Here is a 22,558-nt window from a genome sequence, read left to right as displayed (position 1 = left end):
CGGCCTAACCCTTAGCTCAACTCGGACCCCGCCTGCATTGCCCTCCGCTCTTTCTCTTCGTTCCGCTTCCTCGGCTCCGCTCATAGCCTCGGTGCAGGCGGGGCCCGGTTAGCTTCCTACGTTAGGCGCTCTCCATGCCCGTTTCCTTCTGGATCGTCGTCCCGCTGGCGCTGTGCTTCACGGTCACGATGTTCATTCGGGCCAAGTCCATCTACCACTGGGAGCGGAAGTTCTTCCACGATGATCCATGGCTTCAAAAGGTCGGTGGCAAGCTCAGAGGTCAGCCTGGTGTTGATCCATCACAGAAGCAGTCCGATATTCTAACAATCCGAATCATCTCGGCTGGAATGACCACTCTCATTCTTATCGCGCTATTGATGGCGCTCTTTCATAGGCGCGCCTAACCCTTAGCTCAACTCGGACCCCGCCTGCATTGCCTTCTGCTCTCTCTCATCTTCTCGCTAGCTCGGCTCCGCTCATCGTCTCGGTGCAGGCGGGTCCGGTTAGCTTCATTCGTTAGGTTGCGCACATGGCCATGCAGTCGAGTTCCCGACTTCTACTTCGTGGCAAGATTCCACTATCTATAAAAATTTCAGCCATCCCTTTAGCAGTCATAAATGGTCTCATCCCAATTGTTGTGATTACTTATTTTGTAGACAATTTTCACTCTACGTTCATGACCCTTAGAATGTTTGGATTTGTAGGTTCAATTTTCTTTGTTGTTTTTTCGTTGTTATGCATAATTATAACAATAATAACAGTATTACCGACACTTTTTCTACTTCTTATGGCTCGACTCAACTCTCATAATATAGCGCATCTTACAGCACTATTTAATTTGTCGAGCGGTTTACTGGTTTCAAGTTTATTATGGTATAAATCTGATTTTAAGCTATGTTTTGATAAATTTTTTGATTTAGAGGTTTTTGACATAAACTTTTTTAAATATGTTCCGTTGACTGTCATCATATTTCCACTAATTTGGTACATATATTTTTTATTAACCAAATGTTTAATAAACAATCATCAACATAAATAACCTTTCCTCTCAGAGAACAACCTAACCTCTCGCTCAACTCGGACCCCGCCTGCATTGCCTGCCGCCCTCTCTCAGCTCCCCGCTAGCTCGGCTCCGCTCGGCGCCTCGGTGCAGGCGGGTCCGGTTAGCTTCATTCGTTAGGCCTCCAGGGACTTCCTATGCATCGACTTTTCCTTTACGTCTCACTCGCACTTGCTCTTGGGTGTGCGCCAGCAACAACTCTTGGTTCGAACAGGGTTAAACAACCAATAACGGGCCCTTACGAGATTTCAAACCCTTCGATCAAGGTCAAGCTCCTTCCACCTGCTCCGCCTTACCCACGAGAAGCCAAAATTGCCGGTATTAAGGGAGATGTGACTCTCGATGTAACTATCGATAAGAATGGAATCCCAATCTCGGTCAAGGCTGTAGCTGGTCCATTTGAATTGCGACCAACCGCAACGTTTTATGTTCAGAAAGTCGAGTTTTTCCCTTTTTTTGAAAATGGCTTGCCAATCGAAACATCGTTCCAATTTGTATTGCCTTTCAGGTTGCGATAGTAAAATCTTCGGCCTAACCCTCAGCTCAACTCGGACCCCGCCTGCATTGTCTTCCGCCCTCTCTCAACTTCCCGCTTCCTCGACTTCGCTCAGTGCCTCGGTGCAGGCGGGGCCCGGTTAGCTTCATTCGTTAGGCGCATCTCGGGGCGCGGTGAAATGATCCCTGGTTTACCGTTCGCCGGGCGTTTCACTACCGTTCACCCTGGTTTGCCTATGAATGCAGCCGACCAAGTCATCATCAAACTTAGGAGTAATGACTATAAGGAGCTTTCATGAGGATCATTCTGACCGCCTCCGAAATGAGCGAACTTTTTCGGCAACACCCTGGGACCAAAGGTGATGGTGGGTTCCAGTCCCTCCTCGTCAAACTTCAGGGCCGGGTGAATCGTGCTACTGGAGACCTCTTGTTGACTCCTGCGCTGCTTGAACGAATTCCAAGGTATGCATTCGATTACGGTAATGGTGGGTGGGAGAACCGGCTCATGGCAATTTTTTCTCGCGCACTTGGTCCCAATTTGGGCCGATGAACGCCTAACCCTTAGCTCAACTCGGACCCCGCCTGCATTGCCTTCTGCTCTCTCTCAACCCCCTGCTTCCTCGGCTCCGCTCATCGCCTCGGCGCAGGCGGGGCCCGGTTAGCTTCCTTCGTTAGGCCCCAGTTCTGCGCTGCCATCACAGCTTGCCGTTGATTCATGGGATAGGAGTGACCGTGAAAAAATTCTTAGACCATCTGAGGCTGACCGTTTGGACTGCAGATTTCGCATGGAGAGTTTTTACGGCAATTATCATATTTGCAGGCAGTACCACGGCTGCATTTCTCGCTTATGGTAAAACACTGTTATTGAAATTTGGAATCTCGATATGGCTTGGCTTTATTCTTATTATTGCATTACTTCTCAGCATAATATTCTATTTTATTAATAAAGCTAGGCAGGCAAGCGCTGAAACGAGGCTGTATAACAAACTCGCCCTAGAGCCATCTTCGATCAACCCACTTCTCAATAATTTTGAGAATAAAATTATCCCTATGCATTCACTTACCTTGCCAAGTAGTCAACTCCATCAACATAAGCTATTCCGCAACTGCAAATTTGTTGGACCTGGTGTTGTTGCGATAGTTGGAAGCAATATTACAAATTGTAGTTTTAATGATATTGCGGACATACTAATCTTACCCGATCCATTTAAATCAACAGGTGTCACCGTATTTATGAATTGCACTTTGGACAGTTGTGAATTCATTAAAGTCACACTTATGCTACCTAAAGAATCAGCAGCACAATTGTCTAAGCTACCTGGTGTAACAGTCGCAACCTATTCAAAGTGACTGATGGCTCAAAACCCCAAGGGTAAATTCTCTCCTGCGCCTAACCCTCCGCTCAAGTCGGACCCCGCCTGCATTGCCTATTGCTCTCTCTCAGCATCTCGCTATCTCGGCTCCGTTCATCGCCTCGGCGCAGGCGTGGCCACTTAGCTACTTTCGTTAGGCGTTTCATGTCCCCATCAGAATCCAACTTCGAGCAAGAGCTTACTCGCCGGGTTGATGAGGTTCTGCATTACATTTGGGATCCAATCCACGTAAGTGGCATTCCCGAGGCGAGGGACGAATACGACTCGTACGTTCAGCCTGTGGTGCGGCTCCTGCTGAGCGGCGCGACAGAACAGGTGATCGCAGAGTTTCTGGCCAGAATCACTTCTGAAACAATCGGTATGAGCACCAACCTCAAACAAGAAAATGAGGCTTCAGAAGCGCTTACCAACTGGTACCAGGTCCTCCGTGAAAGGAACGCCTAACCCTTAGCTCAACTCGGACCCCGCCTGCATTGTCATTCGCTCTCTCTCAACTTCCGGCTTTCTCGTCTCCGCTCAGCGCCTCGGTGCAGGCGGGGCCGGTTAGCCACATTCGTTAGGCCGTCCACTAGGATCACCAAGAAGGACTCAAATGCGTCTTTTCCTCTGCTTCCTTTTCTCTACCATTCTGATGGGCCAAATCAATCTGTTTGCACCTGCGCCTGCCCGCTCTCCAATGGCAAAGAACTTAGATGACCAGGAAGCAAAAAAATTCAATACTTCCAAAGATAAGGTTGTTCTCTATGCATTTCGAACTTATGGTAATAATACCAAATATTTCAACTTATTTGTTGATAATATTGAGATTGCAAAAACAACTGAGCGTTCGTTTATTCGCTTAGAACTCTCGCCCGGTCTTCATGAGATTTTAGCAAAACGCGACAATGATTCGACCCTGAGAATTTATATGGAGGCCGGGAAATCGTACTTTGTACAACTGGATTGGTACCGTCCCTCGGGTGGACTTGGTTGGCCTCTGCGAATTTTTCACGATCCACATAAAGTCCGACTTGAATTGCTACCAGAAGAAGATGAGCGCGAGGCAATATTGAAGTGCAGATTGTTGGCAAATACTTCACCAGTTATTGAGTGATTTGCGACTGGGCATTCGCCCCACCTGGCCTAACCCTTCGCTCAACTCGGGCCCCGCCTGCTGTGTCTTCCGCTCTCTCTCAACGTTCCGCTTCCTCGGCTCCGCTCATCGCCTCGGTGCAGGCGGGGCCGGTTACCTTCTTTCGTTAGGCCGCCCTATGCACGCAAAGCTCGAAGACTGGAAGAACGGTTGGTTTGGGCTTCGACTTGCAGCTAGTCCCCAGGAGATTGAGCAACTCATTGCTCAGCTACAGGAGCTGCTCGAAGACAATGGCCAACACTTTCACATTGGCTCCGACTACAAGGCCGAATCCGGCCTTGGTGATATTGAAATCTCTGTCCAAGATCCCTCCGAACCAGACAACCTCTTCCTGACCAGCCTTGCTATGCGGCCAGGCGAATCCATCCCATGACTGTCGGCCTAACCCTTAGCTCAACTCGGACCCCGCCTGCATTGTCTTCCGCTCTTTCTCTTCTCCCTGCTTCCTCGGCTCCGCTCAGCGCCCCGGCGCAGGCGGGGCCGGTTAGCCTGTTTCGTTAGGCACCCCTAATCGCACATGGAATAACGTCATGAAGCACCTGAAGCAGGTCATCACAACCCTGATCCTCTTATTGACTGTTTCTGCCTTTGGCCAAACACCAAAGGTCATGGTCTTTGTCGAGACCAGCTTTGTTAATAGAAAGTCAATTTATCTGTACACGATTATCAACCAATCCTCTTTACCAATCTGGAAGATCGATTTAGGGCGTGAACAAACGGATGATCCCATTCTTGATCTTGAGCCACTTGACGTGACTTCTCCAAAGAACTGGCAGGGCCGCTCAAGGTGGCTCGAGGAATCATTCCCAAAACGGTTTCTCATCACATGGAAACAACCCCAAACCCTGACACTCAAGAGTGCTTTAGTCAGTCCAGGAGAAACCAAATCTGGGTTTCAGGTTATTTTGCCCAAAGCATCACATTCGTATCTCTGTTGCCCATTCACTGTCTCCTTCGTCTCCGGAGGGGCCTATTCTGGTGTTGTTTCCACCCGGAAGTAGTGATTCGCGTATGGTCCCGTGCCTAACCCTTAGCTCAACTCGGACCCCGCCTGCATTGTCTTCCGCTCTCTCTCAACTTCTCGCTTCCTCGGCTTCGTTCATCGCCTCGGTGCAGGCGGGGCCGGTTAGCTTCATTCGTTAGGCCTCTCCATGTCCGACGAAGATCCGATTGATCCATTCGATTCCGAGGCAAGGCCTTCTCTCGCCGGTTTTCTGGTTGATGACAGCCTCTACACCCTGCTCGTGTGCTCCATCATTCCCTTCGCTATTGTTCCGATTTTACTTATTGATCACTACTTTCCTGCAATGTCTCAATTCGCGCTCGGCGCAATCGCTTTGCTATCCATTGCGGCCGGCGTCATCGTTGCCCTGTTGGTAATCCGATATATTAAGAAATCTCATCACGCAAAACGCCCACCATCGGCCTAACCCTTAGCTCAACTCGGACCCCGCCTGCATTGCCTCCCGCTCTCTCACAGCTTCCCGCTTTCTCGGCTCCGTTCAGCACCTCGGTGCAGGCGGGTCCGGTTAGCCATGTTCGTTAGGCGTCACCATGAACCCTGAACTCAGACTATGGCTAACATCGAAGCGGACAATCATCAGGTCTTCTCTTTCGAGCGTCTTCTTCCTCTTGGCTTACCTCGTACAGCAAAGCAAGAGCCACAGCCAAGTAGTTCAGTTCTTCGGATTCGTTTCATACGTGCTCGCTCTCTATTTTGGGGTTACGTGCTACCCTTCTACGGTTTCCTACAAAAGCGAATTCAAAAACCCAATTAGCCCAATCAAATTTTATGCAGTGAAAACATTAGCCATTGTTATCACCGTAATACTCATCATAGTTCTGGGTGGAGCTTCCTACCTCTCCATAACTCGCTATTGTTCCTTTCAGAATGTGAATCTGCTCATTGCCTTACATGCAGCCGGACTCATAGCGGCGGTTATCCTTTCAGCCCTGATCGGCGAATCCATTCAGAAAAGCATCTTCAATCAGATCGATAAACCTTGATTCAATGTTCAATGATTCCGAATCGCCTAACCCCTAGCTCAACTCGGACCCCGCCTGCATTGTCTTCCGCTCTCTCTCAACTTCCGGCATCCTCGGCTCCGCTTATCGCCTCGGTGCAGGCGGGGCCGGTTAGCTTCCTTCGTTAGGCGTCTCTTGAATCCCTCCATCCGCATCATCTGTCCTGTGGCCATCCTGATGACCTCCGTTTCCTTATCAGCCCAGGAAAGCGGAGATCGGTTCACCAAAATCGGAGAATTTCAGATACTGAAGGTCACACTTCATCAGGTCAAAATGAAGCTTGGTCCTTCACGATTTACTGCCAGTGGGCAGGCTGGCGACTATCAAGCTTCAATTCAATACCAAGCCGACGGTGTCTATGTTAATTTTTTCTCTGGCGAAATGGGCGGCCCCCAGCTTGATTTACTTGGATTCTCGATTAGCAGAAGTAGACGAGGAAATGCCAAGGTAAAAATCTCCACCTCTCGCCTGCCCTTGCAGACGAATATTGCGGGTATTCATCTCGGAATGAGCAGGAATGAGTTCACCAATCTGCTCGGAGTGAAGGTCGATTGGTTAGGGGACAAGGCAAGCAGCGTTTTTAAATGGCAGCAGCCATATACTCCCGTGGAGCAGAAACGGCTCGATCCGTCTAATTCCGCCCCTGACCGACACTTTTTCTACATGGAAGTCTGGGTCGAAGGCACTTTCTCCCAGGACAATTTGGTAGCCTTTTCCGTATGGAAATCCGAGGAACCAGCATGAGCACGCCTAACCTCTCGCTCAACTCGGACCCAACCGCGCTTTGCTGGCGCTCTCCCGTGAACGCCGTGATTCCCGTTCCCCTCCACTCAACCGGTTCGCGGTTGGGTCCGGTTAACTTCATTCGTTAGGCCGCATATGAAGACCAATCTCGCCATCGCCAAGAAGATCGCACTTTTCATCTTTTCATCGGGATGGCTATTCCCATTCCACCGCGCCATAAAGCTCCAGGCACAAGGAGTCTCATCCATGTGGGAGCTTTGCCGTACCGGGAATGCGCCGACACAAATTCCTTACCTAAATTTTTCCGTCATCCAGCGACTATTCGACATTTCGGGCATTTGGGTAGCTCTTGTTATTCTCTATTGGGTCTTCACCTTCAAAAATCATAAGAACGAACTTGCGGCCTAACCCTTAGCTCAACTCGGACCCCGCCTGCATTGCCTTCCGCTCTCTTTCATCCTTTCGCTTCCTCGGCTTCGCTCGTCGCCTCGGCGCAGGCAGGTCCGGTTAGCTTCATTCGTTAGGCTCACCATGGGAAAGCTAAAATCCAGAAGCATCCTCATTTCGCTAATAAGTGGCGCCCTCTCGTTTTCTACCGCTTTACGGAGTCAATCCAATCCATGGCCCATCACATTTGTCCATGTTGAGATTTCATCTTCCGACTACAAATCTCCGGAAGTGAAAAGTGATCCTTGGGATTTCGAACCTGAGATTTTCGACCCGGCTACAGCCAAATTTCATCTAGTCAAAATTCAAGGGATCCCCTCGGAGATTTATAAGGTTGAGGGAACTCCCGATTGCTCAGATATGACAATCGACCATGGAGGGAAAATAGCTCTTCCTGCACCATATTCAATGACCAGCTATACCTTTTCGTGCGCGAGTGATTCAAGCTCCGTTTTTGAAATCAGGAAAAATAATTTGCGACATGCCCTTTACACGCATATCGGACAAGCTATGTTTTCGCCTAACTTCAATAAACTCGTTTTATACAATCTTGTTAAATCCGGAAAAGATACTTGGCAGCGCAAGCGACGAATCGTAACAATAGAAAGCAAAGAAGCGTCATCTCTTCCTATGATAGAGGGTGCCCTTTATATCGCTACGGTAACCAATGATAGAGTTGTTACTTATGGCCCGCCAATTCGCCCTCAATCGAATCAAACCGATCCATGCCGCATGGTCTGTATTTGGAATCACAGAGGGGCCTTAGTTCGAGGGCTCCTTGCTCCAATGCGAACCACTTTGGCGAATGCTGAATGCTCTGACGATGACATCGGCTTACTTCCCAATGAGTCGAGCACTTTTTACCACCTAACATTAACAGGAAAGCATAATTGTACACTTCGGCTCCAAGACATCCATAATGCCGGGGCTCACCGTGCATTGAATTTCACTGTTCCGGACTTCGAATATGAAATGGCTTCCGTTTTGACAGGAATTCAGATTGATCTCAAGGACTTAACCTTGTCAGGCGGTGTGATGAAGTACCGAATTTCAGCAAGTGGCAGGGGTGACATTTCGAATGATTGGGGCCCATGGCAAACCGCCAAATAACTAATCGCAACGGTTCCAGCCTAACCCTCCGCTCAACTCGGACCCCGCCTGCATTGCCTTTCGCTCTCTCTCAACCACTCGCTTCCTCGGCTCCGCTCATCGCCTCGGCGCAGGCGGGGCCCGGTTAGCTTCCTTCGTTAGGGCTCCAACACACGGTTCGCCTAGGAGGCTCCGGTGCCAAGTTCGCAATCAATTCTGCTTCCGCTAGCAGTCGCATTAGTATCTGCCCCATGTTCAGCCCAGATCACATTCGACTCCTTCCCGACTATCCCGAGCCTTCCATCAGCCAACGATGTTGAGTTGGCCAGCTTTCGGGCATTCCTCTGGCAACACTGGATCGCTCATAAACGCTGTATAGCTCAAATTCGTGGCATTTCAAAAGAAGGCGCACCTTCTCTTGTGACTTACCTGGTTTCCCCCGACGAGCAAGGGCAATGGGCGATTACAGAGACTTGGCAGTCAAGCGGTATCGGGGCCACTGGGGTTTTCAGCCTTCCACCGGCAATCTTTGTTTCCTCGAGCCTCGAAGTCATCGAGAATGGGGTGAACTCCCTAAAAGTCATTCCTGCACCAAATACACCATTTCTCAATTCATTTCGGCTCTGCTTTAAGCGCAAATCCGGTGGCGAATCCACCTTTTAGCCAGTCAGTCGCCCTAACCTTGCGCTCAACTCGGACCCCGCCTGCATTGTCTTCTGCTCTCTCTCAGCTTCCCGCTTCCTCGGCTCCGCTCAATGCCTCGGTGCAGGCAGGGCCGGTTAGCTTCATTCGTTAGGCCGTCGAATATGGCCCCCGCAAAATTCCCCTACTTAGCGCTCGTCCTAGTCCTTTCGCCCGGCTGCTCTCGGCCCATCACCGTCGCGCCGGAGAAGATCGAAGAGATCGTCGATCAGCAATACAGGACCTCATTTCCTTGTGAAATCTACTACTGCGGGTCTGAAGGTGGTTTTGATTATTTTCATGAGTTTCCACCAAGCTCTACGAATGTCAGGGGGCATCGGTATCGCACTCCTGCATCCGGTTTGATTCAAAATCGCTTCCCCTACACATCAAACCCAAAGCAATGGCGATCGGTCGCAAAACCCCGTCCGGTTCAAACGAGCGGCCTAACCTCTAGCTCAACTCGGACCCCGCCTGCATTGCTATTCGCTCTCTCTAAACTTCTCGCTTCCTCGGCTTCGCTCGTCGCCTCGGTGCAGGCGGGGCCGGTTAGCTTCATTCGTTAGGTGGCTCGATGATCCGATTCGCCATTCCTCTTGGGCTCATGCTCTCATCCGCGCTACTACTCGGTGGAGGTGATCCTACCCCGGCTAAATTGATCAAATCTGATCGTTGGGGAACAGATCCACTTCTCAAGCAGGACCTTTACTCGACTTTGGCCGGAATAGCCAAAATCCAGGGCGACGTGATCATCGTTCTCACGATTGACAAAGCAGGCAAGGTGGCAGGCTCAAAGGCACTTACAGGACCACCACAGCTTCGAGCGTGGGCAGAATCACTGTCTGCTAGGCTTAATTCCCAGTTAAACCCAACAGATGGTGAAGGACCTTGGCTCTACTTTGTGACAGTTCAGTTTAGGCTTCCAACACGAACCGTAACCGTCGTACCGACACCCCAGGGAGAAATTCCCTTCGAATTCCTAAAGCAAGCTCCAAGTCAAAAAGCTCCATCTTAGAGGCTCGCCACCTAACCACCCGCTCAACTCGGACCCCGCCTGCATTGCCCTTCGTTCTCTCTCAGCTTCTCGCTTCCTCGGCTCCGCTCAGTGCCTCGGCGCAGGCGGGGCCGGTTAGCTTCATTCGTTAGGCGTTACCAAAGGCCGGGCTCTATCTGGCTTCGAAACCGTTCGGCCGGCAAAGCAACACCGTTCAGGGGTTCCCACCCACTCTCGCCAAGACTCTTGTCATCATCACCCGTCTTGGTCGGTACCCTGGGGCCACGCCCAGCCTTTCAAGACTTCTCGCCTTACGCCCCCTCGGTCTTTCCGAGTCCAAGAACGCCAGGTTCCGCGGCTTGAGGCGCGCAAAGATCTCATGCAGCGTCTCGCCTAACCTTCCGCTCAACTCGGACCCCGCCTGCATTGCCTTCCGCTCTCTCTCAACTTCTCGCTTCCTCGGCTTCGCTCAGTGCCTCGGTGCAGGCGGGGCCCCGGTTAGCTTCATTCGTTAGGCACACTCGGCGTCCTCCCTTCGTCTTCTGGGTCTGGTCCTTCTCAATCGGGTTTCGGGTTCGGCCCCCCTGGCTTCGCTGGTCGTGAATCTCTCGGGCCTGGCTGTCTCGGCTGCTCATGAATGGCGGGCTTGCGCCGGTGCGCCCTTTCGTCGTTCTCCTGCGGGGGTCGCGGTGAATCCATCGGCTTCCCATGGCATCCTGGCTTCGCCATTCCTCAACTCGCTCCACCGTTGGCGCAATCCGCTTTGGTTCTTTGCCTTTGGGCTCGTCTGCGTGAATGCCCGTCCTTGTTCGGTCGGCATTCCCTTCAGCCGTTCTCATCCCAGCGCCTCGGCAGCTCGCGTGGGCTCCAGTTTCATGGGGTGCCTAACCTCTCGCTCAACCCGGACCCCGCCTGCATTGCCTTCCGCTCTATCTCAACTTCCAGCTTCCTCGGCTCCGCTCATCGTCTCGGTGCAGGCGGGGCCGATTAGCTTCCATCGTTAGGCCGCTCACGTGAAACCAAACCGATTCAAAAATCCCCTGATCATTGCCCACATCACCTGTCTGGTTCTTTCAATTCCCCTAATCGTGTTTCTAACTCTTACCTATGCCATGCGTGAGCTCGCACCCTATCAAGCAGCCACCATGACCTTCTTCATCCTTTTCTATCTGGTCACCAATGTCCTTGTTGGGTTGGCCTTTCGCCGCATTGGCCAATCGCCCTTTTATGCTTTCACAGCATTAGTAATGGGGCTCATTCCACTCATTCTGTACGCGGTGCTTCCAGATAAATCTTCCCAGCGGCCTAACCCTTAGCTCAACTCGGACCCCGCCTGCATTGTCTTCCGCTCTTTCTCTTCATTCCGCTTCCTCGGCTCCGCTCAGCGCCTCGGCGCAGGCGGGGCCGGTTAGCCTGTTTCGTTAGGCGTCGAAACCCATGACTCCAATTAGTGAGCCTGAATTCACCAAGTTTCTCGAAGAGTGCGGTATCAGTCTGTCCCCTAAGAATGTTGGTATTGGGCGTCAACTCAGCTCTGAGCAACATCGCCTTCGAATTGTGAATATCCATTTCCAAGAAGATGAGCCACGGGAGAACCAGAAGAGCGTATTAGAGGCGCTATTCTCTCTTGAGCCGAGATGGTTCATCTTCCCAAGGTATTGCAGCGTCGCAGAGCTTCTTGGGGCGACTGATCTCCTTTCTGCGTATGCAGCCAACATTGATGGTTCTTTGTTCGAACAACTCATCGAATCGATGGTCATTCTTCAAGAAAATCGGAAAATCATTGAGTTCGATCCCTATTTTATCTCCTCATCAGGCCAGATCCTTGCGTTTTGGGATCACCATGTGTTCTCCGAGGGTTTTAGTGTCAAGTTCGCGAGCCTGCCTCCGTCATCGCAATTCATTTCTGTCTTGAACACACTCGGCGCAGAATTCGAAGTATTTGCGTCGAACGCCTAACCCCTAGCTCAACTCGGACCCCGCCTGCATTGCCTTTCGCTCTCTCTCAACTTCTCGCTACCCCGGCTCCGCTCAGCGCCTCGGTGCAGGCGGGTCCGGTTAGCTTCCTTCGTTAGGCCACATCCACATGCCGAGAAAGTTCTGTCGAATCGCTGCAGTTTCAGCCCTTTGTTTCCTGGGGCTATCCTGCGCTCTCTTCGATTCGGGGCGGCCCTGGAAAGATGATCACTACATGCTCCTGTGGATCGATGAGCCAGATGAGGTGACTCTTTCATACGACAGGGGCTCGGGGTCATCAGAGCTACTTATTCCAAGTCAGGTGTTTGCAGTCGGGGCAAATGCCAAATTCATCGTCGTTAAGCAGCATCCTCATGGCGTGAAATCCACAACCAATTTCTATGTCATCCCACGCCGCCAATTCGATGGGCGGCGTACTCCGCATCCTCCAATCCATGGCCCCATGACATCATCCGAGTTCACTAAAATGTCCGTAGAGCTCGGCCTACCTAGTTTTTCAAAAACCCTTACCGCACTTGAGTAACAATGTGGCCTAACCCTCCGCTCAACTCGGACCCCGCCTGCATTGCCTTCCGCTCTCTCTCAACTTCTCGCTTCCTCGGCTCCGCTCAGCGCCTCGGTGCAGGCGGGGCCCGGTTAGCTCCCTTCGTTAGGGCTCCCCAAGTTCTTTGAAGCAGGGTCTTGCGTGGCTATTTAAATGTGATACATTTGTTTCGAGGAGTCTCATATGCACCTCCTCTGGGGGTTACGAAACCTGGAAAAGATCCGAGAGCATGGCCTCGAACCAGAGGACGTTGAATCTGTCTTTGACGCTGAAGACTGGGCTTCGATTCCTAGTGAGGTTCCATATCGATTCGTCGGCGAAGGCACTAACCACACTGGCCGCCTCATCCGTGTGATCTTCGCTGAAACCGACGATGGGCTTTACCCCATCACCGCATTTCCAATCCGATCTCGTCAAAGGAGAACGCCATGACCACTCGCAAGCGTCCATCCCTCGCCGAACTCGAGGCCAACATCGAGAAGGAAGCTTCCTGGGCCGAGAAGAATTTTGGTCCTCAGATCACTGGTCGCCTCACCAAACCAGGTCGCCCTGCAAAGGGAGCGGTCATTGAACCCACTCGGCCTCACTCGTTGCGGGTCCAAGAAAGCATTTGGCAAGCGCTCTCATACAAAGCCCAGAAAGCTGGTTTGTCCGTGAATCAAGCCGCACAGCTCGCCTTACTTGAATGGGCAAAGCGCTAAGGTTCCGCCCGGTCGCCCTAACCCTCCGCTCAACTCGGACCCCGCCTGCATTGCCTTCCGCTCTCTCTCAACGTTCCGCTTCCTCGGCTCCGCTCAACGCCTCGGTGCAGGCGGGTCCGGTTAGCTTCATCCGTTAGGCCTCGCCCAAAGGGAGTCAGAGTGAGCGCCACACCTAAGTCCAGCCTTAATCGCTACGGTGGAATATTTCTCATTGGAGTAGGGTCTATTGGAATCGTGGTGGCAATCGTCGACAAGACATCTGGTTGGCACGGCCTCTGGCAGTGGATCACCGGAATTGCGTACCTTCTCATCGGTGTTGATATGTTCCGCCGGCAAAGGCAAAACCAAGAGCCCACGACTCGGCCTAACCCTTAGCTCAACTCGGACCCCGCCTGCATTGCCTTTCGCTCTCTCTCAACTTCTCGCTTCCTCGGCTCCGTTCAGCGCCTCGGTGCAGGCGGGTCCGGTTAGCTTCATTCGTTAGGCCGCCATGATCCCCAGATCAATCCAAAGTCAGCCTGATTACTTCGGGTTGCTACTCGGAGGCATAGTCGCCTCCTTTGGGGTGGTCTATGGCATTAAAATTATCATCAGACGTGAGATTAAGGCTGGGCCACGCGGAGGCCCATACCAAACTATCCGCGGACGTTATGCGATCCAAATGGGAATTGGAATAATCTTGTTTGGATTATCCTTTCTATTCCCTGAGATCATCACTTTTTTCAAACACTTCAAACTTCCTTGAACTTTTGTTTATGCCATGAACTTTATCGTTCGCTAATCACTCAAAACCCCGTTTTCATCACGGCCTAACCCCTCGCTCAACTCGGACCCCGCCTGCGTTGTCTTTCGCTCTCTCTCAACATCTCGCTTCCTCGACTCCGCTCATCGTCTCGGTGCAGGCGGGGCCGGTTACCTTCATTCGTTAGGTGGCTCGTTCAGATGCTCCGAATACTAAACCCCAACCACATGGTTGAACTTCTCCGGGAGGGCAAGGTCCCTCCAATGGCGCAACTCTCACTGGTTGCCCTCGTCATAACCTTTCAATGCTTACTTGGCCGACCTGGCTTGATAGGCCCTTTTGCATCACCCTCTTCATTTCCCTTCGCCGCTTTCCAGCTCTGCATGGTGCTGGTCACTCTTTGGCTCGCCTTCAAAGCAAACGGCGGGGCCAAGGGCAAAGATTTCATAACCAGATATGCAATGCTGGCTTGTGTGCTGCTCATCTGGGTTCAAGTCATCGGGTACGTTTTGTATATCGCTGCGTATTTTGTGCTGTTCTCAGTGCGTGGTAGTTCCATTCTCGAATCATTCAGGCTCTTCGGCCCTGCCCAACTCGCCCACACAGCAATTTCATCGTTGGCATTCCTACTCTCACTTCAGCATTTCATTTCGAAAGCGGCCGTTGACTCGACCACCTAACCCTCCGCTCAAGTCGGACCCCGCCTGCAGTGCCTTTCGCTCTCTCTCAACATTTCGCTATCTCGGCTCCGCTCATCGCCTCGGTGCAGGCGGTGCCGCTTAGCTTCATTCGTTAGGCCTCGTGAAGCAGGCCTGTCTGATTACCGTTCAGCCTGCAAATTCGCCTGTTCGGCCATTCTGCTTGGGGTTTCGTGGCGGGCGTGCGTTCATGGTGGCAAGCCACACGTCGCTCTTTCCAATCCCCGCTCGGTTTTCCCGTCGCCTCGGTTCATGCCACGACAGAGCTGTGGGCTCGGCCTAACCTTGCGCTCAACTCGGACCCAACCGCGCGTGTCTTCCGCGCTCCCGTGGTGGTTGGGATTCCCGTTCCCCTCCCATCGGCCGGCTGCGGTTGGGCCGGTTACCTTCGATCGTTAGGCCTCTCCATGTCCGACGAAGATCCGATTGATCCATTCGATTCCGAGGCAAGGCCTTCTCTCGCCGGTTTTCTGGTTGATGACAGCCTCTACACCCTGCTCGTGTGCTCCATCATTCCCTTCGCTATTGTTCCGATTTTACTTATTGATCACTACTTTCCTGCAATGTCTCAATTCGCGCTCGGCGCAATCGCTTTGCTATCCATTGCGGCCGGCGTCATCGTTGCCCTGTTGGTAATCCGATATATTAAGAAATCTCATCACGCAAAACGCCCACCATCGGCCTAACCCTTAGCTCAACTCGGACCCCGCCTGCATTGCCTCCCGCTCTCTCACAGCTTCCCGCTTTCTCGGCTCCGTTCAGCACCTCGGTGCAGGCGGGTCCGGTTAGCCATGTTCGTTAGGCCTTTTTTTGGGAGTTCCACAATGCTGAGATCGACCATACTCTCCATCTTCGCCCTGCCCCTCTTCGCCGGTGGTCCTCCGCCAACTGTTGGTATGCAGCAGAACATGGCCATGCAGCAGAACATGACCATGCAAATGTTGATGAGTCGAACCCGTCGCCTCCAAGCCCACTCCCCTCGGCGACAGAACGAGACAGCGATGAATTCAGTGGCTCCAGTCAAAGGAGTGTCCTGGCAGGTACACTTCACTCCTGGTACTCCCGTCGTGGTAGATGAAGAGTTGGTCTTGGGATTCAACGGCCGTTCGCTGGCAGCACATTCGCGCGCTGATGGCAAATTGCGGTGGGAAACAACTCTAGAGGCGGAGCAAGAAGGATCGTTCCTCCTAACCGCCAATTTGGTAATCATTCCCACTGAAGACTATCGTGTAATAGCCTTGGACAGGACCACGGGCAAAGTGCGCTTTTCCATTCAGCTAGAGGCAATGAAACGGTTCTTGGACTCAAGTAACGTAAAAACGCGTGTACAAGCCACCGTGGAAAAGGATCGGCTTTATATAGCCACTCATGGCAAGGGCGGGGATGGCGAAGCGTCCGGAAAACTCTATGCTGTGGACCTTGCCAGCGGGTCCAAACTCTGGGATGTCCCTCTTAAGGCAGGAGCAGATTATGCGCCCATCGTTCTCGATGATCGAATCGTCGTGGGAGGCGCTCCTTGGCTCCAAGCCTTTTCGGCCAGAGAGGGGAAATTGCATTGGCAGGTGCAGGTGAATGTGGGGGAGTGGTTCATGCCAGGTATCGAAGCTGGCAGCCGCTACTGGTTCACAGTGGGAAGGAAAGCTGTTGCGGTTGATCTTGCCAATGGCGAGGTAGTCTGGCAGGGGAAGGGAGGAAATGGCTGTGCGAGTGAAGGAGATCGGGTTTTCGTGATGGAACCCGGCTTCACAAAGTGCACGTTAGTAGCCTTGGCCCCCCTCACAGGAAAGCGACTATGGGAGCACAAAGATTGTTACCTGGTATCCCCGTGGGTGCAGGAGGGGATGATTTATCAAGTAACACCAAAAGGGTTAGCCTGCTTTCAAGTCGTTGACGGTAAGGAAGTGTGGCTCTTCCCGTTGGATAAGCGACCCCCGTGCCCTCCTATGCTGATGGGAGGTCGTCTGTTCGTTGTCACCCCAGATGGCAGCAAGACCCTCCTTCATGTTCTGGATCCCAAGAGTGGTAAAGAAGAATGGTCGGTCACTATTCCCGTCAAGGCCAGTGATGAGTTTCCAATCGCGGATGCCGCAGGTGTGGTTTATCCGGGCACTAAGGGCGAAGTCGTATGCCTGAAATAATCAAGTTCCAGTCAATTCATTGAGATCTCCTTGCCGGCCTAACCCCTAGCTCAACCCGGCCCCCGCCTGCATTGCCTTCTGCTCTCTCTCATCTTCTCGCTATCCCGGCTCCGCTCATCGTTTCGGTGCAGGCGGGGCCGGTTAGCTTCATTCGTTAGGCCCGCCATGAGCGCCGAAACCCTAATCAATCTAGTTGTCGGGATCTCGACCGGAGTCGCTACGGGTCTATATTCCGCTCTTATAGTTGCTCGATATCAGCGATTTGCAGATCTGCGTGCTCAATTATTAAAAATAATTCGAGAAATTGATACGATTCATGAAGGACCTCACATTATTTTCCCAAGAAGAAAGGAAATTCCTGAGTTCTCTTCTGTCGCCTGCGACTTTCTTTTCCTTCAACACCGTCAGGCAGGTGATATGACTCTTCGCCTAAGTTCTGAAATCACGACAGCCATGTATCTTGCCTCAAACAGGAAAATGGATTACGAATCATTCAGCAAAAGTTACTCAGATTGGCAAGATACATGTCGCAATCTTGCCCCGAGTAAAAAGCAATTGTTCCAGTTTTGGTCAGGCCTATGATCTGGCCTAACCCCTAGCTCAACTCGGACCCCGCCTGCATTGCCTTTCGCTCTCTCTCAACTTCTCGCTTCCTCGACTCCGCTCAGCGCCCTGGTGCAGGCGGGTCCGGTTAGCCATGTTCGTTAGGCCTCTCGATGACCATCAGCAAATACAAGCAGCCCTTCTTTATCGCTCATCTGGTTGGGCTCGTCGTCACCTTGTTTCTGACCTTTGGCCTCACCTTCGTTTATATGTTCGGTGAACTCGCGCCCTACAAGGGCATTGCGATGGCAATTTTCAGCCTTGGATTTGCACTTACAAATCTCATGGCTGCCCTTGCGCTCCGGCGCATTGGCCAATCCCCTAGGTTCGCCCTATCGGGTTTTCTCATGGGCCTCATTCCACTCATCCTTTACATCGTGCTTCCCGATAAAAATTCACCATCGGCCTAACCCTCAGCTCAACTCGGACCCCGCCTGCATTGCCTTCCGCTCTCTCTCAACATCTCGCTTCCTCGGCTTCGCTCGGCGCTTCGGTGCAGGCGGGCCCGGTTAGCTTCATTCGTTAGGTGGCCCCTTAGGAGTTCTGATGCACCCATCCAAATTCACCATTGGAATTGTTTGTAGCGTCTGCTTAGGGTTGGCTGGCCAAACTACCCTGTCCCCCAATGCCCCTCAAGACAAGCCCGCTGCTGTTTCGACTTTGGATCAGCATCAGAAGGTATGGGCAGCAGCAAGGCCATATGTCGAAAAAGCAAAGGCGACTTGGCCCCAGGCAAAAGCTCGATTTCTTGCGGGCCTCCCTAAAGGTCAGGTGTTTTTCATTACGACTGACCTAATCGATATGAGCGGGAGACACGAGTATGTGTTTGTCGAAGCGCATAAAATCACTAACACCGCGGTAGAAGGCATTCTTGCCAGTGCTATCAATACAGTCTCAGGTTTCCGGCAAGGGCAGAAGATTACGATCCAAGAAACCTCAATCATCGATTGGCTGATTTCGCATCCAGATGGTCATGAAGAGGGCAATGTCGTGGGTCTATTCCTCGAGCAATACTTTCAACAGCCACATTAAATGTCGGCAAAGGCCACCTAACCCTCCGCTCAACTCGGACCCCGCCTGCATTGCCTTTCGCTCTCTCTCATCTCCCTGCTTCCTCGGCTCCGCTCATCTACCCGGTGCAGGCGGGTCCGGTTAGCTTCATTCGTTAGGCCTCGAGAAGCAGGCCTGTCTGATTTCCGTTCAGCCTGCAAATTCGCCTGTTCGGCCGTTCTGCTTGGGGTTTCGTGGCGGGCCTGTCTTCATGGTGGCAAGCCCCAGGTCGTTCTTTCCAATCTCCGCTTGGTTTTCCCGTCGCCTCGGTTCATGCCACGGCAGAGCTGACGGCTCGGCCTAACCTTGCGCTCAACTCGGACCCAACCGCACGTGCTTTCCGCTCTCCCATGTTGGTTGGGATTCTCGTTCCCCTCCTATCGGCCGGCTGCGGTTGGGCCGGTTACCTTCGATCGTTAGGCATGCCCATGATCGTCTCTTCCATCGTCAGAAGAATTTGCCTGATAGGGGTTTTGATAACTCTGCCTCTCATCGGCCAATCCAAGTCAAAGCCGAATATTCAGCTCCCAACATCGATGGCCTCAAGATCAGCAGAATTGGATGGCATGGTCAGGCGGGTCGATGCACTCGCAAAGGGTCAAGGCTTTGAAGGATGGCCGAATGAGCCTTGGAATGATTCCTACACCCCGGAACCAAAGGTGTTGAAAACCTTGTCTCCGATCATTCGGAAGGTATGGGCCAATGGGCAGGTTCTCTGGTTGTATGTTCCAGCCAACAATAGGTGGGATGCGGTTTTGATCCTCAAGATGAAAACTCCGCCAAGGGCGGACTCTCCATCTCGACTAGTGTTACTAAAAGATGCTTTCGGCACTCCTAACCTAAGCCTTGCGCTTTCTAAAGACACTTGGACAAACGGAAACATCTTGAGCTGGGAGAACGGTCCTCGTCACCTTCACGGACAAGGTTTTCGGCTGGTTCAGAGTATGGGTGATCTTCAAAAACTGTGGCAGCTTTCAGTTCAAGGGCGTGAAAGGCGATTTGCATGCGTGCTACCAGATTCCGACGCTGGCCTTTCCCTTGCGGTCCATCCTGAATTCGGAGTCGGCTATCAGGTCGATTCGGTATCCGATACGGATGAGAGTGAGTTGATGTCTACCAGTCTAAAACCTGCGCAGTTCAGGCAGGCGAAGGTGGTGGGCCGAGAGTCGAGTGGCATTTGGTTCCTTGCACCGGTATGGCCCAACGATCCACAGCCCTTCCTTTGTCTCGCCACAGCCCAAGACTTCAAGTCCTGGTCCAAAAAGTGAGCTCGGCATGCCTAACCCTCCGCTCAACTCGGACCCCGCCTGCATTGCCCGCCGCTCTCTCTCAACTTTCTGCCCCCTCGGCTTCGCTCAGCGCCTCGGTGCAGGCGGGGCCGGTTAGCTTCCTTCGTTAGGCCTCTCGCATGCCAATAAGCCGCACAAGGAGTGTTCCCAAACAACCAATCGAAGCCACTGTTCGCATGCTTCGATTCTGGAACCGCTTCCTATTGGCTCTCGTAATTGGTCTCGCCTGTATTTTGGTCGCCTATCACTTCGGAAAGCTTTCCAACCTATTCATCTTCGTGAGTGGTGTTGGGTTTCTTGTTTGGGGTATCAAGAGCTATCAAAGCATTCAACGTCAGTACAAATCAGGCAGATTCGTAATTGTGGGTAGATTCGGTCACAGGTTCATAAGTACAAAATCGAAAAGCCCAGCATCGTTTGCGCTCGTATATTATTCTCATATCCTCATCCAGATAGTCTTGGTCTTCCTTCTTTTCCCTGGTTGTATGTGGCTCACCTTCAAACGGTAGTCGTCATCGGCCTAACCCTCCGCTCAAGTCGGACCCCGCCTGCATTGCCTCCCGCTCTCTCTCAACATCCCGCTATCTCGGCTCCGCTCATCGTCTCGGTGCAGGCGTGGCCGCTTAGCTTCATTCGTTAGGCTGCTCAACTTCCGATGAATCCCATCCCTCCGATCGCGCTTTGCCTTTTGGCCAACATTGGTCCAGGGGCATTATCGGTTCGAGGCATAACAATTTCCTCTCCAAAATCCGAGGTAATTGCTTCATTTGGTATTCCTATTCAAGTGGAGCGGCATCTCGAGAAAGAGGAAGGCGAGGGTTTCTGGGAAACCATCTATTTTTATGGGTTATCCATTGATGTTGAGGTCCCATCGAAGACACCAGACCCTCTTCACGTCATTGAGCCCAGGGTTTGGAGAATACTAATTACTGGGCCCCAATGGGCTTTAGGCTCTCAGCTTCGAATAGGTCAAACCCGCGAGCAGGCCATCAAAATTCTCGGCACTCCGATTTCAGAGACCACCAAAGGTCAAAATCAAACAGTCCATTTTCCAGCAGCAGGATTAGCGACACAGGTTTGGGTAACGCTACGATCAAACAAAATCATAGAAATATGTATTGAAAAGCCATCGCCATGATTATTCGCAGCCTAACCCCTCGCTCAAGTCGGACCCCGCCTGCATTGCCTTCCGCCCTCTCTCAACATCTCGCTACCCCGGCTTCGCTCATCGCCTCGGTGCAGGCGTGGCCGCTTAGCTTCTTTCGTTAGGCGTCACCAGCGTTTCTGCTTTGCTGTTCTCTGAAATTCAGCGACTCGGGTTTGCCAACTCACTTGGTTGTGGCCCACCAATCCTCGCTAAGACACACGGCATCATCACCCATCTCAAGGGGTACCCTGGGGCCGCGCCCATCGTTTTCTGGCATGCTGGCAATCGCCCAAATCCCTTATCCGTTCGGCTCTTTCCTGTTCAACATCCGGCAATCCGGTTCATGTGGGGCGCAGTAACGGCATTCACGCCGCGCCTAACCTCCCGCTCAACTCGGACCCCGCCTGCAGTGTCTTTCGCTCTCTCTCAACATCTCGCTTCCTCAGCTCCGCTCGTCGCCTCGGTGCAGGCGGGGCCCGGTTAGCTTCATTCGTTAGGCGCATCATGACCAGAAAAATACAGTTCCATTTATTACCGATTCTGGTGTCACTCGTCTCGCTATTTTGTATTTCTTGTCGGAATAAATCTCAGAAGAATTCGGCCACTCTAACAGGGGCTAGGGACGGCAATAAAATCAATTCTATTAGCAACCAAACAAGTTCAACGAGGATCCTCAGACCAGTTGAATTGACAATTGTTGAACAGGTTCAATTTGATTGGTGTGGTGATGGAAAGCCATTTGATTTGGTGGCCGAACACACAACGGAGCAAGAAGGAGGTGGTGACTTCACCAAAGTCAAATTCTTCAAGGATAGTAAGTTGGTTTATTCCTTCGAGGACAAGGATGGTCTTACTTCAATCAAAGAATCTGTAGGTCCAAAGATCATCGAACGCGCCAGATATAATCTATTGAAATCAAAATACTTTCTTGCCATCCAGGCAGTACAGAATCCGCTTGGCCACCCTCTTCTGTTTCTCTTTGGTTATGCCTACGCCAGTGATCCAGGCTCTCTACATATCTTCGAATTGAAAGAGAATGGATTGCCAAATGAAGTTAACCGTTTCAATCTCTTCTACCTCGCTGATTTCACTAATCAAGATCGATCGATTGTCGGAGGTGGTTCATCCGAGTCGTTTGGCCCATGTTTTGAAGAGTACAATCCATTCTTTGTCTATTCATGGGGAAAGGACGGTTCAAAAGGGCTTCAACTGGATGAGAGACTTTGTAAAGAATATAACCTAGCGAACTACTACGGCTGGGCCGGATTACCTGCTGGGCAATCCCTAGTGGTGGTACTTCGCCCACCTCAAGGGGGAAAACCAATCATCCTTCCAAAACCTGAGGCGGAGGCATTGTTTCCAAAACTTTGAATGTTCATCACCCTGCGCCTAACCCTCCGCTCAACTCGGACCCCGCCTGCATTGCCTTTCGCTCCCTCTCAACTTCTCGCTTCCTCGGCTCCGTTCAGCGCCCCGGTGCAGGCGGGGCCGGTTAGCTTCATTCGTTAGGCCTCTCAAGAACTCCCAGAACAATCCCAACACCAAAGTCGTTATCAGCGCTCACGCCGCTTCATCAACCTGCTAGGGAATCCATCTTATGAATTGGCTTGGCATTCTTCTCGGTTTGGC

21 protein-coding genes are annotated in these 22,558 nt (G+C 52.0%); all 21 read left to right on the top strand.

Annotation, left to right across the window (positions count from 1 at the left end):
- Window positions 1-134 precede the first annotated feature (134 nt).
- Window positions 135-404, top strand: a complete 270-nt coding sequence (locus MLJ35_RS15680; protein WP_243385045.1) for a hypothetical protein — start codon at window positions 135-137, stop codon at window positions 402-404.
- 793 nt (window positions 405-1,197) lie between these two features.
- On the top strand, window positions 1,198-1,578 hold the full coding sequence (locus MLJ35_RS16275) for an energy transducer TonB (RefSeq protein ID WP_420843052.1): 381 nt from the start codon (window positions 1,198-1,200) through the stop codon (window positions 1,576-1,578).
- A 709-nt stretch (window positions 1,579-2,287) separates the two neighbouring features.
- Window positions 2,288-2,905 (top strand): hypothetical protein, encoded by a 618-nt coding sequence (locus MLJ35_RS15675; protein ID WP_243385044.1) that lies wholly within the window; start codon window positions 2,288-2,290, stop codon window positions 2,903-2,905.
- A 167-nt stretch (window positions 2,906-3,072) separates the two neighbouring features.
- On the top strand, window positions 3,073-3,372 hold the full coding sequence (locus MLJ35_RS15670; protein WP_243385043.1) for a hypothetical protein: 300 nt from the start codon (window positions 3,073-3,075) through the stop codon (window positions 3,370-3,372).
- A 148-nt stretch (window positions 3,373-3,520) separates the two neighbouring features.
- Window positions 3,521-4,021 (top strand): DUF2846 domain-containing protein, encoded by a 501-nt coding sequence (locus MLJ35_RS15665; protein WP_243385042.1) that lies wholly within the window; start codon window positions 3,521-3,523, stop codon window positions 4,019-4,021.
- Between the two features lie 157 nt (window positions 4,022-4,178).
- A complete protein-coding gene (locus MLJ35_RS15660) occupies window positions 4,179-4,433 on the top strand; it encodes a hypothetical protein (RefSeq protein ID WP_243385041.1) in 255 nt (84 codons plus the stop codon).
- 157 nt (window positions 4,434-4,590) lie between these two features.
- A complete protein-coding gene (locus tag MLJ35_RS15655) occupies window positions 4,591-5,061 on the top strand; it encodes a hypothetical protein (protein WP_243385040.1) in 471 nt (156 codons plus the stop codon).
- Window positions 5,062-5,211: 150 nt separating this feature from the next.
- A complete protein-coding gene (locus MLJ35_RS15650; RefSeq protein ID WP_243385034.1) occupies window positions 5,212-5,490 on the top strand; it encodes a hypothetical protein in 279 nt (92 codons plus the stop codon).
- A gap of 124 nt (window positions 5,491-5,614) precedes the next feature.
- A complete protein-coding gene (locus MLJ35_RS15645) occupies window positions 5,615-6,067 on the top strand; it encodes a hypothetical protein (protein ID WP_243385039.1) in 453 nt (150 codons plus the stop codon).
- A gap of 153 nt (window positions 6,068-6,220) precedes the next feature.
- Window positions 6,221-6,829: a hypothetical protein gene (locus MLJ35_RS15640; protein ID WP_243385038.1), complete on the top strand. Its 609-nt coding sequence runs from the start codon at window positions 6,221-6,223 to the stop codon at window positions 6,827-6,829.
- A gap of 531 nt (window positions 6,830-7,360) precedes the next feature.
- Window positions 7,361-8,386 (top strand): hypothetical protein, encoded by a 1,026-nt coding sequence (locus MLJ35_RS15635; RefSeq protein WP_243385037.1) that lies wholly within the window; start codon window positions 7,361-7,363, stop codon window positions 8,384-8,386.
- Between the two features lie 3,091 nt (window positions 8,387-11,477).
- Window positions 11,478-11,999 (top strand): hypothetical protein, encoded by a 522-nt coding sequence (locus tag MLJ35_RS15630; RefSeq protein WP_243385036.1) that lies wholly within the window; start codon window positions 11,478-11,480, stop codon window positions 11,997-11,999.
- Window positions 12,000-12,989: 990 nt separating this feature from the next.
- A complete protein-coding gene (locus tag MLJ35_RS15625) occupies window positions 12,990-13,262 on the top strand; it encodes a hypothetical protein (RefSeq protein ID WP_243385035.1) in 273 nt (90 codons plus the stop codon).
- Between the two features lie 1,847 nt (window positions 13,263-15,109).
- The gene (locus MLJ35_RS15620; RefSeq protein ID WP_243385034.1) at window positions 15,110-15,388 is read left to right on the top strand and encodes a hypothetical protein; all 279 of its coding nucleotides are present in this window, start codon (window positions 15,110-15,112) and stop codon (window positions 15,386-15,388) included.
- Between the two features lie 138 nt (window positions 15,389-15,526).
- Window positions 15,527-16,840: a PQQ-like beta-propeller repeat protein gene (locus MLJ35_RS15615; RefSeq protein ID WP_243385033.1), complete on the top strand. Its 1,314-nt coding sequence runs from the start codon at window positions 15,527-15,529 to the stop codon at window positions 16,838-16,840.
- Between the two features lie 165 nt (window positions 16,841-17,005).
- Window positions 17,006-17,422 carry a hypothetical protein gene (locus tag MLJ35_RS15610; RefSeq protein ID WP_243385032.1) on the top strand — a complete coding sequence of 139 codons (417 nt, stop codon included), beginning with the start codon at window positions 17,006-17,008 and terminating at the stop codon, window positions 17,420-17,422.
- Window positions 17,423-17,556: 134 nt separating this feature from the next.
- A complete protein-coding gene (locus tag MLJ35_RS15605; RefSeq protein ID WP_243385031.1) occupies window positions 17,557-17,853 on the top strand; it encodes a hypothetical protein in 297 nt (98 codons plus the stop codon).
- Window positions 17,854-17,989: 136 nt separating this feature from the next.
- Window positions 17,990-18,475, top strand: a complete 486-nt coding sequence (locus tag MLJ35_RS15600; protein WP_243385030.1) for a DUF2314 domain-containing protein — start codon at window positions 17,990-17,992, stop codon at window positions 18,473-18,475.
- A gap of 440 nt (window positions 18,476-18,915) precedes the next feature.
- Window positions 18,916-19,761: a hypothetical protein gene (locus tag MLJ35_RS15595; protein WP_243385029.1), complete on the top strand. Its 846-nt coding sequence runs from the start codon at window positions 18,916-18,918 to the stop codon at window positions 19,759-19,761.
- A 676-nt stretch (window positions 19,762-20,437) separates the two neighbouring features.
- Window positions 20,438-20,920 carry an outer membrane protein assembly factor BamE gene (locus MLJ35_RS15590; protein WP_243385028.1) on the top strand — a complete coding sequence of 161 codons (483 nt, stop codon included), beginning with the start codon at window positions 20,438-20,440 and terminating at the stop codon, window positions 20,918-20,920.
- 513 nt (window positions 20,921-21,433) lie between these two features.
- Window positions 21,434-22,300, top strand: coding sequence for a hypothetical protein (locus tag MLJ35_RS15585; protein WP_243385027.1), 867 nt, complete (start codon window positions 21,434-21,436; stop codon window positions 22,298-22,300).
- Window positions 22,301-22,558 lie beyond the last annotated feature (258 nt).

The organism is Geothrix alkalitolerans (assembly GCF_022808885.1).
In the GTDB taxonomy this organism is placed as follows: domain Bacteria; phylum Acidobacteriota; class Holophagae; order Holophagales; family Holophagaceae; genus Geothrix; species Geothrix alkalitolerans.
This window is presented reverse-complemented; position numbering and strand designations above follow the sequence as displayed.

What these genes read in the sequence shown, in the direction of transcription:
- MLJ35_RS15595 (WP_243385029.1), top strand. Translation starts at nt 18,916, where the DNA reads ATGCCCATGATCGTCTCTTCCATCGTCAGAAGAATTTGCCTGATAGGG.
- MLJ35_RS15590 (WP_243385028.1), top strand. Translation starts at nt 20,438, where the DNA reads ATGAATCCCATCCCTCCGATCGCGCTTTGCCTTTTGGCCAACATTGGT.
- MLJ35_RS15665 (WP_243385042.1), top strand. Translation starts at nt 3,521, where the DNA reads ATGCGTCTTTTCCTCTGCTTCCTTTTCTCTACCATTCTGATGGGCCAA.
- MLJ35_RS15680 (WP_243385045.1), top strand. Translation starts at nt 135, where the DNA reads ATGCCCGTTTCCTTCTGGATCGTCGTCCCGCTGGCGCTGTGCTTCACG.
- MLJ35_RS15605 (WP_243385031.1), top strand. Translation starts at nt 17,557, where the DNA reads ATGACCATCAGCAAATACAAGCAGCCCTTCTTTATCGCTCATCTGGTT.
- MLJ35_RS15615 (WP_243385033.1), top strand. Translation starts at nt 15,527, where the DNA reads ATGCTGAGATCGACCATACTCTCCATCTTCGCCCTGCCCCTCTTCGCC.
- MLJ35_RS15655 (WP_243385040.1), top strand. Translation starts at nt 4,591, where the DNA reads ATGAAGCACCTGAAGCAGGTCATCACAACCCTGATCCTCTTATTGACT.
- MLJ35_RS16275 (WP_420843052.1), top strand. Translation starts at nt 1,198, where the DNA reads ATGCATCGACTTTTCCTTTACGTCTCACTCGCACTTGCTCTTGGGTGT.
- MLJ35_RS15585 (WP_243385027.1), top strand. Translation starts at nt 21,434, where the DNA reads ATGACCAGAAAAATACAGTTCCATTTATTACCGATTCTGGTGTCACTC.
- MLJ35_RS15660 (WP_243385041.1), top strand. Translation starts at nt 4,179, where the DNA reads ATGCACGCAAAGCTCGAAGACTGGAAGAACGGTTGGTTTGGGCTTCGA.
- MLJ35_RS15625 (WP_243385035.1), top strand. Translation starts at nt 12,990, where the DNA reads ATGACCACTCGCAAGCGTCCATCCCTCGCCGAACTCGAGGCCAACATC.
- MLJ35_RS15600 (WP_243385030.1), top strand. Translation starts at nt 17,990, where the DNA reads ATGCACCCATCCAAATTCACCATTGGAATTGTTTGTAGCGTCTGCTTA.
- MLJ35_RS15620 (WP_243385034.1), top strand. Translation starts at nt 15,110, where the DNA reads ATGTCCGACGAAGATCCGATTGATCCATTCGATTCCGAGGCAAGGCCT.
- MLJ35_RS15635 (WP_243385037.1), top strand. Translation starts at nt 7,361, where the DNA reads ATGGGAAAGCTAAAATCCAGAAGCATCCTCATTTCGCTAATAAGTGGC.
- MLJ35_RS15670 (WP_243385043.1), top strand. Translation starts at nt 3,073, where the DNA reads ATGTCCCCATCAGAATCCAACTTCGAGCAAGAGCTTACTCGCCGGGTT.
- MLJ35_RS15610 (WP_243385032.1), top strand. Translation starts at nt 17,006, where the DNA reads ATGAGCGCCGAAACCCTAATCAATCTAGTTGTCGGGATCTCGACCGGA.
- MLJ35_RS15645 (WP_243385039.1), top strand. Translation starts at nt 5,615, where the DNA reads ATGAACCCTGAACTCAGACTATGGCTAACATCGAAGCGGACAATCATC.
- MLJ35_RS15650 (WP_243385034.1), top strand. Translation starts at nt 5,212, where the DNA reads ATGTCCGACGAAGATCCGATTGATCCATTCGATTCCGAGGCAAGGCCT.
- MLJ35_RS15630 (WP_243385036.1), top strand. Translation starts at nt 11,478, where the DNA reads ATGACTCCAATTAGTGAGCCTGAATTCACCAAGTTTCTCGAAGAGTGC.